14 protein-coding genes are annotated in these 17,250 nt (G+C 73.8%); 3 read left to right on the forward strand and 11 right to left on the reverse strand.

The genetic code is table 11. The features are described from left to right. The 8 genes from mraY to mraZ all read right to left on the reverse strand — a co-directional run. A partial coding sequence (gene mraY, locus ACY0I8_RS06965; RefSeq protein ID WP_461394176.1) for a phospho-N-acetylmuramoyl-pentapeptide-transferase occupies window positions 1-830 on the reverse strand: 830 nt, incomplete at its 3' end. Between the two features lie 3 nt (window positions 831-833). After that, on the reverse strand, window positions 834-2,186 hold the full coding sequence (locus ACY0I8_RS06970) for a UDP-N-acetylmuramoyl-tripeptide--D-alanyl-D-alanine ligase (protein WP_461394177.1): 1,353 nt from the start codon (window positions 2,184-2,186) through the stop codon (window positions 834-836). Beyond that, window positions 2,183-3,682: a UDP-N-acetylmuramoyl-L-alanyl-D-glutamate--2,6-diaminopimelate ligase gene (locus ACY0I8_RS06975; protein WP_461394178.1), complete on the reverse strand. Its 1,500-nt coding sequence runs from the start codon at window positions 3,680-3,682 to the stop codon at window positions 2,183-2,185. The genes ACY0I8_RS06970 and ACY0I8_RS06975 overlap by 4 nt, the downstream gene beginning before the upstream one ends. A gap of 90 nt (window positions 3,683-3,772) precedes the next feature. Further along, a complete protein-coding gene (locus ACY0I8_RS06980; protein ID WP_461394179.1) occupies window positions 3,773-5,755 on the reverse strand; it encodes a penicillin-binding protein in 1,983 nt (660 codons plus the stop codon). Further along, the gene (locus tag ACY0I8_RS06985) at window positions 5,730-6,056 is read right to left on the reverse strand and encodes a cell division protein FtsL (RefSeq protein WP_461394180.1); all 327 of its coding nucleotides are present in this window, start codon (window positions 6,054-6,056) and stop codon (window positions 5,730-5,732) included. Before ACY0I8_RS06985 ends, ACY0I8_RS06980 begins: the two co-directional genes overlap by 26 nt. Further along, complete coding sequence (gene rsmH / locus ACY0I8_RS06990) at window positions 6,056-7,015, reverse strand: 16S rRNA (cytosine(1402)-N(4))-methyltransferase RsmH (protein ID WP_461394181.1); 960 nt, start codon at window positions 7,013-7,015, stop codon at window positions 6,056-6,058. The genes ACY0I8_RS06985 and rsmH overlap by 1 nt, the downstream gene beginning before the upstream one ends. Then, the gene (locus ACY0I8_RS06995; RefSeq protein ID WP_461394182.1) at window positions 7,002-7,325 is read right to left on the reverse strand and encodes an STAS domain-containing protein; all 324 of its coding nucleotides are present in this window, start codon (window positions 7,323-7,325) and stop codon (window positions 7,002-7,004) included. Before ACY0I8_RS06995 ends, rsmH begins: the two co-directional genes overlap by 14 nt. After that, a complete protein-coding gene (gene mraZ, locus ACY0I8_RS07000) occupies window positions 7,322-7,762 on the reverse strand; it encodes a division/cell wall cluster transcriptional repressor MraZ (RefSeq protein WP_461394183.1) in 441 nt (146 codons plus the stop codon). The genes ACY0I8_RS06995 and mraZ overlap by 4 nt, the downstream gene beginning before the upstream one ends. 364 nt (window positions 7,763-8,126) lie before the next feature. On the opposite strand from mraZ, the gene ACY0I8_RS07005 reads away from it, so the two are divergent. The 3 genes from ACY0I8_RS07005 to ACY0I8_RS07015 are packed head-to-tail and all read left to right on the forward strand — an operon-like array spanning window position 8,127 to window position 12,234. Further along, entirely contained in the window at window positions 8,127-9,632 is a 1,506-nt protein-coding gene (locus ACY0I8_RS07005) for a nickel-dependent hydrogenase large subunit (RefSeq protein ID WP_461394184.1), read from the forward strand. A gap of 23 nt (window positions 9,633-9,655) precedes the next feature. Next, window positions 9,656-10,567 (forward strand): hydrogenase small subunit, encoded by a 912-nt coding sequence (locus ACY0I8_RS07010; protein WP_461394185.1) that lies wholly within the window; start codon window positions 9,656-9,658, stop codon window positions 10,565-10,567. Between the two features lie 14 nt (window positions 10,568-10,581). Continuing rightward, window positions 10,582-12,234 (forward strand): methyl-accepting chemotaxis protein, encoded by a 1,653-nt coding sequence (locus ACY0I8_RS07015; RefSeq protein WP_461394186.1) that lies wholly within the window; start codon window positions 10,582-10,584, stop codon window positions 12,232-12,234. Window positions 12,235-12,331: 97 nt separating this feature from the next. On the opposite strand, the gene ACY0I8_RS07020 is transcribed toward ACY0I8_RS07015, so the two are convergent. The 3 genes from ACY0I8_RS07020 to ACY0I8_RS07030 all read right to left on the reverse strand — a co-directional run bounded on the left by ACY0I8_RS07020 (window position 12,332) and on the right by ACY0I8_RS07030 (window position 17,243). Beyond that, on the reverse strand, window positions 12,332-13,618 hold the full coding sequence (locus tag ACY0I8_RS07020) for an HlyC/CorC family transporter (RefSeq protein WP_461394187.1): 1,287 nt from the start codon (window positions 13,616-13,618) through the stop codon (window positions 12,332-12,334). A gap of 134 nt (window positions 13,619-13,752) precedes the next feature. Then, a complete protein-coding gene (locus ACY0I8_RS07025) occupies window positions 13,753-15,513 on the reverse strand; it encodes an ABC transporter ATP-binding protein (RefSeq protein ID WP_461394188.1) in 1,761 nt (586 codons plus the stop codon). After that, the gene (locus tag ACY0I8_RS07030) at window positions 15,510-17,243 is read right to left on the reverse strand and encodes an ABC transporter ATP-binding protein (protein WP_461394189.1); all 1,734 of its coding nucleotides are present in this window, start codon (window positions 17,241-17,243) and stop codon (window positions 15,510-15,512) included. Before ACY0I8_RS07030 ends, ACY0I8_RS07025 begins: the two co-directional genes overlap by 4 nt. Window positions 17,244-17,250: the final 7 nt, after the last annotated feature.

Here is a 17,250-nt window from a genome sequence, read left to right on the forward strand (position 1 = left end):
GCCCCCAGGGCCCCCCCCAGCGACAGGCTCCCCACGTCCCCCATGAACACCTGGGCCGGGTAGGCGTTGTACCAGAGGAACCCGAGGGCCGCCCCGGCCATGGCCGCGCAGAACACCGCCAGTTCCCCGGCCCCGGGCACCCACGGGATCTGCAGGTACTCGGCGATCCGGGCGTGGCCCGCGGCGTAGGTGAAGATGAGGTACGTCAGGCTCGCCGTGATCACGGGCCCGATCGCCAACCCGTCGAGGCCGTCGGTCAGGTTCACGGCGTTCCCGGCGCCCACCACCACGAACACCGCGAACGGGATGTAGACCCACCCCAGATCGGGCCGCAGCGTCTTGAAAAAGGGCACGGAGAGCCGGGTGTCGAACCCGGGAAGCGCCCACAGGGCCACGCATCCCACGGTCGCCACGGCCACCTGGCTCCAGAACTTGGCCCGGGCCGGAAGCCCCTTGCTGTTTCGGCGCGAGACCTTGAGGTAGTCGTCGGCGAATCCCACGGCCCCGAACCCCAGGGTGATGCCGAGCACGATCCAGACCCGGGGTTCCAGGGGGTCGGCCCAGCAAAGCGTCGCCACGGCCACCCCCACCAGGATGAGCACGCCCCCCATGGTGGGCGTGCCCGCCTTGGCGAGATGCCGCTCGGGACCGTCGTCGCGCACGGCCTGGCCCACCTTGAGCCTGGCGAGCCATCGGATCACGGCCGGCCCCAGAAAGAGCACGATCACCAAGGCCGTCAGCATCCCCACCACGCTCCGGAACGTGAGGTACCGGAACACGTTGAGGGGCCCGAAGGCGTCGCTCAGTCCGTAGAGAAGGCGGTACAGCACCCGTCATCGCTCCAGCGCGTCGGCCACGGCCTCGAGCCCCATGGCACGGCTTCCTTTCACCAGCACCCAGTCGCCCTCCCGGAGCCGCCGGGCCACGGCGGCCGCCAACGTGGCCCGGTCGTCGTAGATCCACACCCGCTCCGGCGGCATCCCGGCGTCGAGGGCCGCCTCCCGCACGGCGGCCGTGCGCGGGCCCAGGAGGTGGAGCTCGGCCACCCCGAGCCGGGCCGCCGCCCGACCCACGGCCTCGTGGCCGGCCCGGCAGAGCGCCCCGAGCTCCCGCATCTCCCCGAGCACCGCGAGCATGCGGGCCCCTCCGGCGAGGGCGGCCAGGGTCTCCAGGGCGGCCTCCACGGCCTTGGGGTTCGCGTTGTAGCAGTCCACGTACAGACGGGCCCCCGAGGGGGTGCGCCGCACCTCCCCCCGAAGGGGCGGCGAGGCCACCTCCCGCCACGCCCGCCCGGGATCGGGGGCGCCGAGGCCGAGGGCCTTGACCGCGGCCCAGGCGGCCAGGGCGTTCGTTGCGTTGTGGCGGCCGAGGAGCGCAAGCCGGACCTCCTGGCCCTCCAGCCGAAACTCCACCCCCTCGGCACCCCGGGGACGGAACCCCTCGGCCCGCACGTCGGCCCCGGCCTCCCAACCGAAGGTGAGGCACCGCACCCCCTCCGGCGGCGAGAGGCGCGCGTCCCCGAAGGGCAAGACCAGGGTTCCCCCCGGCCGGAGGCCCCTGGCGATCGCGAGCTTCTCCCGCGCCACCCCCTCGAGGCCGCCGAGCCCCTCGGTGTGGCAGGGGGCCACGCAGGTGATCACGGCCACGTCGGGCCGGGCGACAGCCGTGAGCTCGGCCATCTCCCCCGGCTCGCTGATCCCGAGCTCCAGAACGGCCGCGGTCACGTCTCCCGAGGCGCTCAGCAGGGTCAGGGGCAGGCCGATCCGGTTGTTCCAGTTGCCCGGGCTCGTGAGCACCCGGTGGCCCAGGTCCCGCAGGAGGGCGGCGGCCAGCTCCCGGGTCGTGGTTTTCCCGGCGCTTCCGGTGACCCCGATCACCGGGATGCCGAGCCGGCGGCGGGCCTCGGCCCCGAGCCGGCCCAAGGCCCGGAGCGTATCGTCCACCACGATGGCCGGGAGCCTCGGGAGGCGCTCGGTGGGGTGGACCACCGCGGCCACCGCACCCCGTTCGGCGGCCTCGGCCAGGTGGTCGTGGCCGTCGTGGCGGGGGCCCACCAGGGCCACGAAGACGTCCCCCGGCCGCAGGGTGCGGGTGTCGGTGTGGACCCGCTCGACCCGGGCTTCCGGATCGCCGCCCCGGAGTTCCCCGCCGGCGGCCGCGGCCAGCTCCCCGAGCCGCCACCTCATGCCGCCGCCTCCCGCTCCGCCAGGGCCCTCCGGGCCTCCACGCGGTCGTCGAAGGGCAGCACCCGGCCCCCCAGGGTCTGGGTGGTCTCGTGGCCCTTGCCGGCGATCACCACGGCGTCCCCGGGCCGGGCCGCGGCCACGGCCCACCGGATCGCCTCGGCCCGGTCGGCAACCCGGGCGTAGGCCCGATCGGCCCCGAGGCCCGGCGGGGTTTCGACCCTGTGCCATCCCTCGGGCATCCCGGCCTCGATCTCGTCGAGGATCCGCTCCGTGGGCTCGGAGCGGGAGTTGTCGGCCGTGAGCACGAGCGCCCGGGCCCACCGGGTCGCGGCCCGGGCCATGGGCGCCCGCTTCGTGCGGTCGCGGTCGCCCCCGCACCCGAACACCGCGATCACCCGGCCCGGGGTCACGGCGGCCACGGTTTCGAGGACCCGGTCGAGGGCGTCGGGGGTGTGGGCGTAGTCCACGTACACCCCGATCCCGAGCCGGTTGGGAACGGCCTCGATCCGGCCCGGCACGGCCGGGGCCGAGGCCAGGTGCTCGGCGGCCCGGGCGAGATCGACCCCCAGGGCTAGGGCGCAGGCCAGGGCGCAGGCCGCGTTGGCCGCGTTGAACCGGCCGGCCAGGGGAAGCGCCAAGGGCACCTGGCGTCCCTGGAACCGCACCCGCCCCCGGAACCCCCACGGCCCCTCCTCCTCCACCAGCACCCGCAGGCCCTCCCCTTCGCCGACGCCGAACGGCACGGCCCGGCCGCCGAGCTCGGCGAGAAGCCGCCGGCCGAAGGGGTCGTCCGCGTTCACGGCGGCGGGCGCCTCGGGGGCGTAGCGGGCGAACAGGCTCCGTTTGGCCTCGAAGTACGCCTCCAGCGTACCGTGGTAGTCCAGGTGGTCCTGGGTCAGGTTCGTGAACGCCACGGCCGCGAACCGGGTCGCCCCGACCCGCTGGCGGGTCAGGGCGTGGGAGCTCACCTCCATGACCACGTCCTGGGCGTCCTCGGCCCGGGCCCGCGCGAGGGCGGCCTGGAGCGTCTCGGCGCCGGGGGTGGTCAGCGGGGCCGGCTCCTCCCCGGACGGGAAGGCGTAGCCGACGGTTCCGAACCGGGCCGTGACCCGTCCCTCCGAGGCCAGGATGTGCTGGACCAGGAACGCCGTGGTCGTTTTCCCGTTCGTGCCCGTGATCCCCACGACCCGAAGCGCCCGGGAGGGGTTGCCGTGAAACGCCGCGGCCGCCCGTGCGAGGGCCTCCTCGGGGTCGGCCACGAGGACGCGCACGGCCCCCGGCGCGGCCACGTCCCGGGCCACCAAACACGCCGAAGCCCCTGCCGCGGCCGCGGCAGGGGCGAAGGCGTGGCCGTCCACCCGGGTGCCGGGCACGGCGGCGAAGAGGTAGCCCGGGCGCACCTTCCGGGAGTCGCAGGTGATCCCTCGGATCTCGGGGTCGCCCGGATCCAGTGGCCTTGCTCCCGGCAGATGGACCAGCAGTTCACCGAGGCGCATCGGTCACGTCTTTGTTCCTTTGCAGATTCGGCCAGCGGTCGTCGGCCCGCTGGTTCATGCCGCGGCGGGGACACCCGGGGGCGGCGTTTGTCACCCGTCGAAGGCGGGGCGGAACACCACGGTGCAGCTCGTCCCGGGCTCCACCCGCGTGCCCGGCGCCGGGTCCTGATGGGCGGCCCACCCGGTGCCGAGGAGCCGGGCCCCCTCCAGCAGGCCGGCCCGGCCCAACACCCGCACCGCGTCCCGGAGCGTGAGCCCCCGGCAGTCCGGCATCTCGCCGGGCCGGATCTCGGCCGGCGCGTCCGCCGGCTTCCGCTCCCCCCGTGGCGGCCGGGGCGCCTGGGAAACGGCCTGTTCGGGCGCCACCCCCAGGTACGCCAGGCTTCGCCGGGCGATCTCCCGGAACGCCGGGCCGGCCACCACGCCGCCGTACCGAGGCCCCTTCGTGGGCTCGTCCACCGCCACAAGGATCACCAGCCTCGGGGCCCGGCTCGGCACGTACCCCACGAAGCTCGCCCAGACCTTCCTGGGATTGTAGCGGCCCCCTTCCACCTTCCACGCCGTGCCGGTTTTTCCCGCCACCCGAAACCCGGGCACGGCCGCCTGGGGCGCGGTTCCCTCGGGCCCCGTCACCCCCTCCAGAATCTCGGTGAGCCGGGCGGCCGTGGCGGTGGAGAAGGCCCGGGCCTGGGGCTCGGGCTCGGCCCGCTCCAGCGCCTCTCCCCCCGGGCCCCGGACCTCCCGCACCAGCCGGAGCCGCATCCCCACGCCGCCGTTGGCCAGCGCGGCGAAGGCCCCGGCCACCTGGAGGGCCGTGGCCCCGATACCCTGGCCGTAGGCCAGGGTTTTGGGGGTCATGAGCGACCAGTCCCCCGGCTCCGGCAGGATCCCCCGGGACTCGCCGGGCAGTTCGATTCGCGTGGGCCGGCCGAACCCGAGCCTGCGATATCCGGCGTACAGGTTCTCGGGGGAGATCCGCTCCGAGAGCTTCGCGACCCCGATGTTGCTCGAGACCCGAAGGATCTCCTCGACCGTGAGCCAGCCGTGGGGTTTGTGGTCGTGGATGACCCGGCCGTGGACCGGCCACGCCCCGTTTTCGCAGAAGATGCGCTCCCCGGGCCGGGCCGCCCCACGGTCGAACAGCAGGCCCACGAACAGCGGCTTCAGCGTGCTCCCGGGCTCGAACACGTCCACCGCGGCCCGGACCTTCCGGTCCTCGGCCCGGCTTCCGGCAAGGTCGTTCGGGTTGAACGGCGGCACCTGGGCCAGCGCCAGGATCTCCCCCGAACCCGGATCCACCACCACCGCCACCCCCCCCCGGGCCCGGCTCGCCTCCACCGCCCGTGCGAGCTCCTCCTCGGCGATGTGCTGGAGGGTCTCGTCGATCGAGAGAACCAGGCTTCCCCCGCTCGCCTCCAGGGGATCGGGGGCGTTGTGCAGAAGGAGCCTGCCCCGGGCGTCCCGGGCCGCCAGCACCCGCTTCTCCCGGCCCCTGAGGAGCCCGTCGAACGCGAACTCGAGGCCCCCGAGCCCCTTGCCGTCGGCCCCCACGAACCCCAGCACCTGCCCGGCAAGCTCCCGCTTCGGGTAAAACCGCAGGGGCTCCTGGGCCAGGCCCGTCCCCGGGATGTCGGCCTTTCGCACCCGGTCGAGCTCCCCGGGGGACAGGGCCCGCTTGAGCCACGCGAACCGCCTTCCCCCCGCCTCCAGGCGCCTTCGCACCTCGGGTTGGGACTGCCCCAGGATCTCGGCGAGCCGGGCGAGATCGTCCTCCCGTTTCAACAGCACCGAGGGGTCCGCAAACAGGCTCCAGCCGGGCACGCTCAAGGCCAGCTCCCGGCCGTTTCGGTCGAAAATCGCCCCCCGGGTGGGCAGGATCTCGATCTGGCCCTGGTGCTGGCGGGCCGCCCGGGCCCGGAGCTCGGGAGCCATCCGGAGCTGGAGGTGGGCCGCCCGCAGGCCGGCGGCGACCAGGAGTCCCAGAAGGACCGCCCCCACGAGCCGCAGCCGGACCCGCTCGCCCCGGAGCGGCCCGGCCGCCTTCTTCCTACTCCGGGAGGACGACGACCGCATCCCGGCCCGGCACCACGAACCCGAGGCGTCGGGCTTCCCGCTCGATGCGCGGCGTCGCGGCCAGGGCCGACCGCTCCACCTCCAAATTGGAGAGCCGTTCGGAAAGCCCCTGTTTCTGGCGCACGAGCTCGTCCATCTCGTACTGGAGCCGGGTGGCCTGGATCCGGAGCGTCACCAACAGAAGGGCCGCGAGGAGGCACAGACCGAAGGCGCCGGCCTTCCAGAGCCACGGGACGAACCCCGAGAGGGACCCGATCCAGGCCTCGGCTCGCAGGGTGCGGGTGAGCGCGGTGGTGGTCATCATTGTCCTCCCTGACCTCGTTCGGGTACAAGCCGTTCGGCGGCCCGGAGGCGCGCGCTTCGGGCCCGGGGGTTCCGGGCCACCTCCTCGGCGGAGGGCCGAACCACCTTCCGGGTGAGAACCCGGAGCCAGCCGGGCCGGCCGCAGGTGCACCGGAGGGCCTCGGGGGGGCACCGGCAATGGGGCTCTCCCGCCCGGAGCGCCCGCTTCACCCGGCGGTCCTCCAGCGAGTGGTACGAGATCACGACAACCCGGCCCCCGGGGGCGAGCACCCCGGGCAGGGCCTCGAGGAACCGGTCCAGGGCCTCCAGCTCCCGGTTCACGGCGATCCGGAGCGCCTGGAAAATCCGGGTGGCCGGGTGTTTCGGCCCCCGCCGCCCCAGGGCCCCCTCGATCGTCCGGGCCAGGTCGGCCGTGGTCCGAAGCGGGGCCTTCCGCCGGGCGGCCACCACGGCCCGGGCCGCCCGCGAGGCCCGGGGTTCCTCCCCGTACTCCCGGAAGATCCGGGCGAGCTCGGCCTCGTCCAGGGTGTTGACGAGGTCGGCGGCCGTCACCGGCCCCTCCGGGTCCATCCGCATGTCCAGGGGGCCGTCCCGGAGGAAACTGAATCCCCGCTCCCCCTCGTCCACCTGGTGGGAGCTCACCCCGAGATCCAGGAGCACCCCCGTGACCGGCCCCAGCCCCTCGGCCTCCAGGACGTCCGGCAACTCCGCGAAGTTGGCCCGCCGGAGGAGGACCCTGGGGTCCCCGGCCCAGGCGGCCGCGTGGGCCAGGGCGTCGGGGTCCCTGTCGAGGCCGAGAAGCCGCCCTCCGGGGCCCAGCCTCGCCAGGATCTCCCGGGCGTGCCCGCCCCCCCCGAGGGTGCCGTCCACATAGAGGCCGTCCGGGTCGGTCACCAGGAGGTCCGCCGCCTCCCGGGCCAACACCGGGACGTGGTAGCCCCCGTCAGGCCGCGTCATGGGCCTCCAGGGCTTCCCGCAGCGTCCGGAACTCCGGCAGCACCCCGTCGGCCCCGCCCACGAACCGCAGGATCTCCCGCAGATAGGGGCTCGGCCCCACGAGCTCCACCCGGCGGCGGCGGGCGAGCTCGAGGAGTTCGGTGGCCATCCGGTAGTGGAGGTGGCTCGCTTTGCGCAGATCCACGACGATCCGGTCCCCCCGGGTCTCCCGGAGCACCCGGCGGAAGTCCTGGGCGCGCTCGAGCCCGAGCTCCCCCTCGATCCGCACCACCGGCACCCCCCGGTGGGTTCGGCGCACGATGCGGTTCACAGCCCCAACCCTCCCACGGCCCCCGCGATCTCGTCGAACTGGGCGGCCACGGCGTCCATGGCCGCGTCGTAGCGCTCCTTGGCCCAGATCTCGAAGTTCTTTCCCATGCCGGCCAGGACCACCTGGCGGTCGAGGCCCGCGTAGGAGCGTAGCGTCGGGGGCACGAGGATCCGGCCCGCCTTGTCCACGGGACACTCCTGGGCCGGGGCGTAGAAGAACCTGCGGAAGGCCTGGATCTTGGGATCGAAGGCGGGCAGCTCGTTGATGCGGGCCTCGAGGGTGCGCCACTCGTCGGCCGGGTACGCGACGAGGCAGTCCTTGTGGCGGGTCAGGTACAGGGGGGCGCTGAACGTGGTCTCCAGGGCCTCCCGGAACCGCGCGGGGATGCTGAGCCGACCCTTGTCGTCGATGGTGTGCTCGAAGCATCCCCGGAACATGCGGCCTCCATGGCCTGGTGCCCCACTCTATCCCACCTCATCCCACAACATGGCCGGACTATACAAACCGGCCCCACCCCTGTCAAGGACCTTTCCCGAAAAGATCTTGCCGCCACGGGAGAAACGTCTCCCGTGGCGGCAAAGGACACGGGGACGGCGAGATGAAACGAGTTGCAACACTTCACCCAGAAAATGCAAAAGCTAAACCGATGCGAACTCTTTTCCATGCTTTTTTCTCCAAAAAGTTCCTAAATACCCTCAAGCCGCCCCGCCTCGTCGCCGATAAAGGAACGCGTGCGCCGGGACAATCCCGGTCGGGGATCTGTGCCCGTCATCCGGGGAACATCTAGGGAGGAGGCATCCCATGGCCACGCTCGTGCTCGATCCCGTGACCCGCATCGAGGGCCACCTGCGGGTCGAAACCCGCTGGGAGGACGACCGGATCGCCGAGGCCCGGGTGGCCGGGGAGATGTTCCGGGGGTTCGAATCGATCCTGAAGGGCCGCGACGCCCTCGATGCGCCGGTCATCACCCAGCGCATCTGCGGGGTCTGCCCCGTGAGCCACGCCGTGGCCTCGTGCCGGGCCCTCGAGGAGGCGTTGGGGCTAATGGTCCCCCCGAACGGGAGGCTGCTTCGGAGCCTCGTGCTGGGCGCGAACTTCCTCCAGAGCCACCTCCTCCACTTCTATCACCTGAGCGCGCTCGATTTCGTGGACGTGGCCGGGATCCTGGCCTACGAGGGGGACGACCCGCGGCTGGCCGCCCTGCGGGCCTGGGCCGAGGGGGAGGTGCGGTCGAACCGGGTCCTGCCGGCCGCCCCGTTCCTTCCCCAGTGGGAGGGGGGGCTTCCGGCCGACGGGCCGTGGACGGCCTCGGCGCTCGCCCACTACCTCGACGCCCTCGAGGTCCGGCAGGCCTGCCACCGCATGGCCGCCCGGTTCGGGGGGAAGATGCCCCACACCGCCTCCCTGGTGCCCGGGGGCGTCACGACCCCGGTCGACCCCTTGGAGGTGGAGGCGTTCCGCAGCGATCTCGGCCGGGTGCTCACGTTCGTCGAAACCGCCTACCTGCCGGACCTCCTGGAACTCGGCAGGCGGTTTCCCCACCTGGCGCGTGAGGGGCGGGGGCCCGAGGCGTTTCTGGCCTTCGGGGCCTTCGAGGAGGCCGACGGCAGCCCCTGGCTTCCCTCGGGGGTCTTGGCCGACGGCCGCCTCGAGCCCCTGCGGCCGGAGGCCATCGCCGAACAGGTGGGCCAGAGCCGGTACCGCGCGGCCGGCCCGGCCCGGCCCGCCGAGGGCGTAACCCGGCCCGATCCGGGGAAACCCGGGGCCTACTCCTGGCTCAAGGCCCCCCGGTACGCCGGCCGCCCCCTGGAGGTGGGCCCCCTCGCCCGGGTCCGGATCGCCGCGGCCCGGGGCCACCCGGCCATCCGCGAGGCCGAGGATCGTTGGCTCGCGTCCGCGGGGCTCCGGGCCGCGGATCTCTCGGGCGTGCTGGGGCGGCACCTGGCCCGGGGGCTCGAGGCCTGGGCCCTCGCCCGCAAGATGCACCACTGGCTCGGCCGCCTCGAACCCGGCGGCCCGACCGCCGGCGAGTATACCCCCCGGCCGTCCGGGGCCGGAGCCGGGCTCGTGGAGGCGCCCCGGGGGGCCCTGGGCCACTGGGCCCGGATCGAGGGGTTTCGGATCGACCGGTACCAGTGCGTGGTGCCCTCCACCTGGAACTTCTCGCCCCGGGACGACGCCGGCACCCCCGGGCCGGTGGAGGCGGCGCTCGAGGGCCTCGCGGCCCGGAAGGGCGAGCCCCCGGGGCTCGCCGTGGCCCGGGTCGTGCGGTCGTTCGATCCGTGCATCGCCTGCGCGGTCCACTGACCCCCAAGGGGAGGAGACCCACCATGGCCATCACCCGACGCGAGTTTCTCCGGGACGCCGCCACCCTCGCCTCCGCCCTCGGCCTCGGCGGCCCGGCCCTTCCCGGCGTGGCCCGGGCCCTGGAGGGCCTCGCCGCCGACCGGCCGGGGCTCTTGTGGCTCCAGGGCCAGTCGTGCTCCGGCTGCTCCGTGAGCCTCCTGAACGCCGAGCGACCGGGACCGGCGGAACTCATCACCCGCTACTTCGCCCTGCGGTTCCATCCGACGCTCTCGGCCGCCACCGGGCCGGCCGCCCTCGAGGCCGTGGAAAAGGCCATCGAGGCCGGAGGGTATCTGCTGGCGGTCGAGGGGGCGGTGCCGGCCGGCATGCCCGACGCGTGCACGGTGGGGGAGGAACCCCTGGCCGAGTTGCTGGCACGGGCGGCCCGCGGGGCCACGGCGGTCGTGGCCGTGGGCACCTGCGCGAGTTTCGGCGGCATCCCGGCCGCGCCCCCGAACCCCACGGGCGCCGCACCGGTGAAGGCGGTTCTCGCGGACCGGGGCGTTTCGACGCCGGTCGTCAACGTGCCCGGCTGCCCGGCCCACCCCCACTGGATCGTGGGCACCGCCGTGCTCGCCCGGCGGCCGGCCGGGCTTCGCCTGGACGACGAGGGCCGGCCGCTCGCGTTCTTCGCCCGGCCCGTCCATGACCAATGTCCCCACTTCGCCCAGTACGAGCGCCAGGAGTTCGCCCGGGCCCCCGGGGAGGACGGGTGCCTGTTCCAACTGGGCTGCCAGGGGGTGCTGACCCCCTCCGACTGCCCTTGGCGGGGCTGGAACGCCGGCGTGAACTGGTGCGTGCGGGGCCGGGCCCCGTGCACGGGCTGCGCCCGGCCCGGGTTCGCCCGGAACCCGGGGTATCCGTTCTACCGCCTCCATGAGGGGCGGACGGCGTGACCGGGAGGAGCCTCATGCGAATCGGGATCCAGCTCAAGGTGGGCGGCTTTCTTCTCGGCGTGCTGGCGCTCGCGTTCGGGGTGAGCACCTGGGTCGCCACAACCCGCGCCACCCGCGCCATGGAGGAACTGGGCCGTGCGAGCGCCTTGGAGCTCGCCGAGGCGGCCGCGGCCCAGGCCCGAAACGTGTTCACGAGCCTCGAAACCGGCACCAAGGGGTCCCTGGAGCGGGGCGAGATGGACCAGTTCCAGCACCTCCTGGGCGACCTGGGGACGATCGAGGGGGTGATCGAGATCGGTCTGCTGGACGCCCAGGGCATCGTGGCGTACGCGAGCCGCCCCGAATCGGTCAAGCAGCGGTTTCCGCGCCAGGACTTTGACCGCGCCGTGGCCGCCCAGGGGCTCGCCGAGGTCCATCGCGGGGGAGAGGTGGTCATCTTGCGTTCCCACGTGATGACCGCGGACTGCCTGCGGTGCCACGAGGAGGCCAGGGAGGGCGATCTGGCCGGGGTTCTCTACGTGCGCTATGGCCTCGACCGGCTCGCCCGGGCCGAGGAGAAGACCCGGCACCTCGTGGCCGCGTCGCGCCGGGGCATCGTGGCGACCGGGGTCGCCACCGGCCTCTCGGGGCTCGCGGTGGCCTCCATCGGCACCTGGATCCTCCTCGGCCTTCGGGTGGGCCGGCCGATCCGGGCCCTCACGGCCCGGGTGGCCGAGATGGCCACGGGCGAGGCCGACCTGACCCGCCGGCTCCCCGTGAAGGGTCGGGACGAAATGGCCGAACTGGCCGAGGCGTTCAACCGGTTCCTGGCCAACCTCCAGAGCCTGGTCCGGGAAGTTCTGGCCACCGCGGAGGCGGTGGCCTCGGGGACCGAGGAGATCCTCGAGGCGAGCCGCAGGGCCCTCGACGAGGCCGAGGCCCAGAAGGACCGCACCCATGCGGCGGCCAGTTCGGCCGAGGAGATGAGCGCCACCGTGCTCCAGGTGGCCCGCGACACCCAGGAGGCGGCGGCAACGGCGCAAACCGCTTCGGAAACCGCGGAGCGGGGCGGAACGACCGTGGCCCAGGGGGTGGAGGGCATGGCCCGGGTCGAGGAGCGGGTGAGGGCCATCGCCGACCAGGTCCGGGACCTGGGGACCAGCACCCACGAGATCGGCGCCGTGATGCAGGTCATCGAGGACATCGCCGACCAGACGAACCTGCTGGCCTTGAATGCCGCCATCGAGGCGGCACGGGCGGGGGAACACGGCCGGGGGTTTGCGGTGGTGGCCGACGAGGTGCGAAAGCTCGCCGAGAAAACGGCCCAGGCCACCCGTCGGGTGCGGGACACCATCGCCGGCATCCAGACCGAGACCGGCCGCGCCGTCGCCTCGGTGGAGGACGGGCTCGGGGAGGTCGACACCTCCAGCGCCCTGATCCGACAGGGCGGGGAGGCGCTGGCGGAGATCGTGTCCCAGATCGAGCACACGGCAGACCGGGTGTCCCAGATCGCCACGGCCACCCAGCAGCAGAGCGCCGCCGTGGAGGAGATCGGGCGAAACCTCGACGCCGTGGCCGAGCTCGCCACCCGGCTCGCCGCGGCCGTGGAACAGACCCGGAGTACGGCGGAGCGGCTCGGGTCCCAGACCCTGAGCCTCAAGGGGCTGATGGCCCGGTTCACCGTGTGACGCGAGGTCGGGGCCGCAGGGGGACCGCGCCGGTGGCGCCCCGGAGGGCCGGGTGCCCTCACCCCGGCGGAGAACGGGACGCCCCGCCCGGTGCGGATCAGGCCTTCTGGGTCTGGGGTCCCGAGGGGGCGGTCGGCAAGGGGGTGACCCGCACGAGGAGCACCCTGTGGCCCGCCGTTCGCTCCACGGTGTACCGGTGGCCCCGGAACTCCACGGTTTCCCCGGCCTGGGGAATGTGCCCGAGCCGGGTCATCAGGAACCCGGCCAGGGTCACGTCGGGCTCGGTGGGCAGCCGAAGCCCCAGCTGCTGGTTCAGGTCGCGGATCGGGGTGCCCCCGTGCACCAGCACCTCGCCCCCGGGCAGGAACCGGATCGCGTCGGACTCCACGTCGTGTTCGTCTCGGATCTCGCCGACGATCTCCTCGATCACGTCCTCCAGGGTCACGATCCCTTCCACCCCCCCGTATTCGTCCACCACCACGGCCATGTGGGTCCGCCGGGTCCGAAACTCGTAGAGAAGGCTCTCCAGGTCCTTGGTTTCGGGGACGAAAAACGGCTCCCGGGCCACCTGGGCGAGGCCGGCCCCGGAGTCCCGGATCAGGAGGGCCACGGCGTCTCGCACGTGGGCGATGCCCACCAGATCGTCGAGGTTCTCCCGGTACACGGGGAGCCGGGTGTACCCCGTGCGGACGAAGGTCTCCACCGCCTCCTTGAGCGGGGTGGCCACGTCGATGGCCTGGACCCGCGTTCGGGGCACCATGATCTCGCGCACCTGCTGCCGGCCGATCCGGAAGATCCCGTGGAGCATCCGGCGCCGCGCCTCCTCCACCGACGCCCCCGCGCCGTCCTCCAGGAGGGCGCGGATCTCGTCCTCCGACAGGCTTTGGCGGGCCGACGCCTCGGGCCTCGCCCCCATCATCCGCAGCAGTCCGTTGGACACCAGGGTCACGGCCGCCACGAAGGGGTAGAACAGCCGGCACAGCACGGCGAACACCGGGGCCACGGCCAGGGACACGGCCTCGGGCCTCTGGGATGCGAAGGTCTTGGGGGCGATCTCGCTGAACACGAGGAGAAGGCAGGTCATCACCCCGGTGGCCACGGCGATCCCCTCCTCGCCGAACCACTGGATGGCCACGGCCGTGGCCAGGGCGGAGGCCGCGATGTTCACCAGGTTGTTCCCCACCAGGATCGTTCCGATCAGGTGGTCCCTGCGGGCCAGGAGGGCCTCGTAGATCCGGGCCCGCATGTCGCCGGCCCGGGCCCGGTAGCGCATGCGCCACCAGTCGGCGCCCAGCAACGCGGTTTCCGACCCCGAGAAAAACGCCGACAGGACAAGGAGCACGACCAACGCCGCCATGTGTTTCGGAACGTCGAACTCGCTCACGATGGGACTCCCGGGAAAAGCGGTCTACGGTCTCGTGGTCTTCGGCCGAGGGGCTCCCGCCCCCCGCCGGCGCGGGGCCCGAGGACGGGCTCGCCGGGGGCGGAAGGCCGGGCCAGGCGGGGCACCGAGGCCGGTCACGCCCGCAGCAGGTTCAGTTCGTACAGGCTGCGGTACCATCCGCCCCGGCCCAGGAGCTCGTCATGGCTTCCCTGCTCGACAACCCGGCCCCTTCGAAGGACCGCGATCCGGTCCACCCGGCGCACGGTGCTCAGGCGATGGGCCACCACGAGCGACGTCCGGCCTTCGAGCAGCACGGCCAGGGCCTCCTCGATCTGGGCCTCGGTGGCCTGATCCACCTCGGAGGTGGCCTCGTCGAGGATCAGGATCCGGGGGTCGCCGGCGAGGGCCCGGGCGAACGCCACCAGCTGCCGTTGCCCGGAACTGAGCCCGGCCCCCTCCTCCCCGAGAAGGGTTTCGTACCCGGCCGGCAGTTCCTCGATCATCTCGTGGAGCCCCACGGCCCGGGCCGCGGCCTCGACCTGGGCCGGCCCCACCCATTCCCGGCCCAGCCGGATGTTCTCGAACACCGTATCCCGGAGGAGCACCGGATCCTGGGGCACGAGCGCCACGTGGCGGGCGAACCACTCGGGGTCGAGCCGGGGCCGGGGGGTGCCGTCGATCCGGATCTCGCCCGCCCGGGGCAAATAGAACCCGAGGAGCAGGTGCACGGCGGTCGTCTTGCCGGACCCGGTGGGTCCCACCAGGGCCACGGACTCCCCCGGCCGCACCACCAGGTCGAAGCCCTGGAGCACCTGGTCGCCGTCGCCGTACCCGAAGGTCACGCCGTCGAACACGACCTCCCCCCGGATCGGGGGCCGGGCGCGGCCCCCCGGGGCCTCGGAGGGCTCGTCGAGGAACCCGGTGATCCGCTCGGCCGCGGCGAGGGACGCCTGGAGCACGTTCACCCGCTCGCCCACGTCCCGCAGCGGCCGGAAGAGGCGTTGCACGTACTCGAAGAACGCCACCAGGGCCCCGAAGGTCAAGCCCCCTCCGGCGGCGAACCCGGCCCCCCGCCAGAGCACCAGGGCCAGGGTCAGGGCGGAAAACAGCTCCACCAGGGGGAAGAAGAGGGCCTGCAGGGTCACCGAACGCACCTGGGCCCGCAGGTTCTCCTCCCCGCGCTCCTCCACCTGGCCGAGGCTCCAGGCCCGCGCCCCGAACAGCCGGACCACCTCGGCGCCCCGCAGGTGCTCGTGGATCGCCGCGGTGAGCCGGGACGTGGCCTCCCGGGCGGATCGGTAGGCCTCGCGCATGCCCCGGCGGATCCACTCCGAGGCCACCAGGAGCACCGGGAACACCGCGAGCACCGTGAGGGCCAGCCCGGCGTGGAGCCGGAACAGGACGGCCAGGATCCCCAGGACGAGGACGATGTCGCCCAGGACCCCCACCAGCCCGGCGCTAAAGAGGTCGGACAGCACCGCCACGTCGGAGGATACCCGCGACACCACGGTGCCCGCCGGGGTGCGGTCGAGCCGGCCCATCGGGAGCCGCAGGGCCTTGGCGAACAGCCGCTCCCGTAGGTCCCGCAGGATCCTCTCGCCCCGGGTGCGAAGGAGCACGGTCTGTCCCGCCTCCACGGCGCCGACCCCGGCCTGCACCAGGAGATACAGCGCCGCGAGCCAAGCGAGGCCCTTCGCATCGGCCCGGGTCACCGGGCCGTCGATGGCGAGCTTCACGAGATAGGGGCCCGCCATGCGGCCGAAGGCGCCGACGGCCATGAGCCCCACCCCCGCCGCGAGCGCTCCCCGGTACGGCCGGGTCAGGGGCCAAAGCCTCGCCAGCAGGCGCCAGTCCCCCGGCCGGACCCGGCGCGCCGAAGGGGCGTGGGGCCTCACGGCGCCTCCTCCAACTCCCGGCGGAGCTCCTCCTCCCGGTAGAGGCGGCGGTACCCCGGCAGCCGGCTCCAGAGGTCCCCGTGGGTGCCGCTCGCCACGATGCGGCCCCGTTCCAGGAACCACACCCCGTCGGCCTCCTCCACCTCGAAGGCCCGGTGGCTCACCACCACGAGGGTTCGGCCCCGCAGCCGCTGCCGGACGCGGCCCAGGACCTCCCGGGCGGTTCGCGCGTCGAGGTTCGAGAGGCTCCCGTCCAGCACGAGGACGTCCGGGTCGCCGTAGAGGGCCCGGGCGATGCCCAGCCGCTGGCGCTGCCCCCCCGACAGGGTGATCCCGCCCTCCCCCACCCGGGTGTCGAGCCCGTCGGGTAGGGAGCGCACGTCGGCCTCGAGCCCGGCCAGCGCCAGGACCTCCCAGATCCTCCCGTCGTCCCGGGGCCGGCCCAGGAGCACGTTGGCGGCCACCGAGTCGGAGAAGAAGAAATCCTCCTGGGGCACCACCGCCAGGTGGCGGCGCAGTTCGGGGTCGGCGATCCGCTCCAGGGCCTCGCCGTGGATCTCGATCGCGCCCCGCTGGGGCCGGCGCAACCGGGCCACCAGGGACACCAGCGTGCTTTTCCCCGACGCCGTGGGCCCCACCAGGGCCCACATGCCCCCCTCGGGCAACTCCCAATCGACCCCGGCCACGGCCGGGCCGGTGGCGTCCGGATAGGTGTAGGTGACCCCCTCGGCCCGGAGGCACACCGCCGCCGGTGGCGGCAGAGGCGCCCCCGGTTCGGGCTCCGCCGGCCACCGGCGGACCTCCTCCAACCGGCCCAGGGCTGCCGCCCCCCGCTGCACCAGGCTCAGGGTCCAGCCGAGGGCCACCATGGGCCAGATCAGCATGGCCAGGTAGGCGCTGAAGGCCACGAACCCGCCCAGGGACAGGGCCCCCGTGGCCACCCAGTATCCCCCGAGGCCCAGCACGGCCACGTGGCCCAGGCCGGCGAGCACGCCCACCGCCGGGAACACGGCCGCCCAGGCCCAGACCACCCGTTCCCGGGCCCGGCACAGGGCTTCGTTCTCGCCCCGGAACCGTTCCTCCTGCCACCGCTCCCGGCGCAGGGCCCGCAGCAGCCGAACCGCGGTGAGGGTCTCGTGGACCCGGTCGGCCACCGCCCCGGCGGCCCGGTCGGCCGCCAGGAATCGCCGGTGGAGCCGGGGGCTCATCCGCCGGACGACCCAGGCGATGGCCGGAAACGGCGCCAAGGCCACGGCGGTGAGCCCCGGGTGGATCCGCCACAGGAGCACCGCCGTGCCGGAGCCCACCAGGAGGGTCTGGCACAGATTGAGCCATCCCGCCCCCAGGAAAAGCCTTAGATCCTGGAGGTCGTGGAGGGCCCGGCTCACGAGATCGCCCCTGCGGGCCCGGTCCAGGGTCTCGAGGGGCAGCCGCAGCACGTGGCCCACGTACGCCATGCGCAGGTCGTGCTCCACGGCCCGGGCCGCCCCCAGGGTGAGCCGGCGGGAGGCGAACCGAAACAGCGCCTGGCCGGCGGCGAGCCCCCCCAACACGAGGGCGAGGTCGAGCACGTCCCCCTCCCCCCCGGCCAGGGCGTCCACCCCCCGGCGCAGCACCTGGGGGCCCGCCAACTGCAGGACCACGGAGAACACCAACGCGACAAAACCCCATGCGAACGACTTCGCATGGGGTCGCAGGTGGGGAACGAGGGGTCGGAACGTCTGGATCACACCGGCG

It is taken from the genome of Deferrisoma sp. (assembly GCF_054681715.1).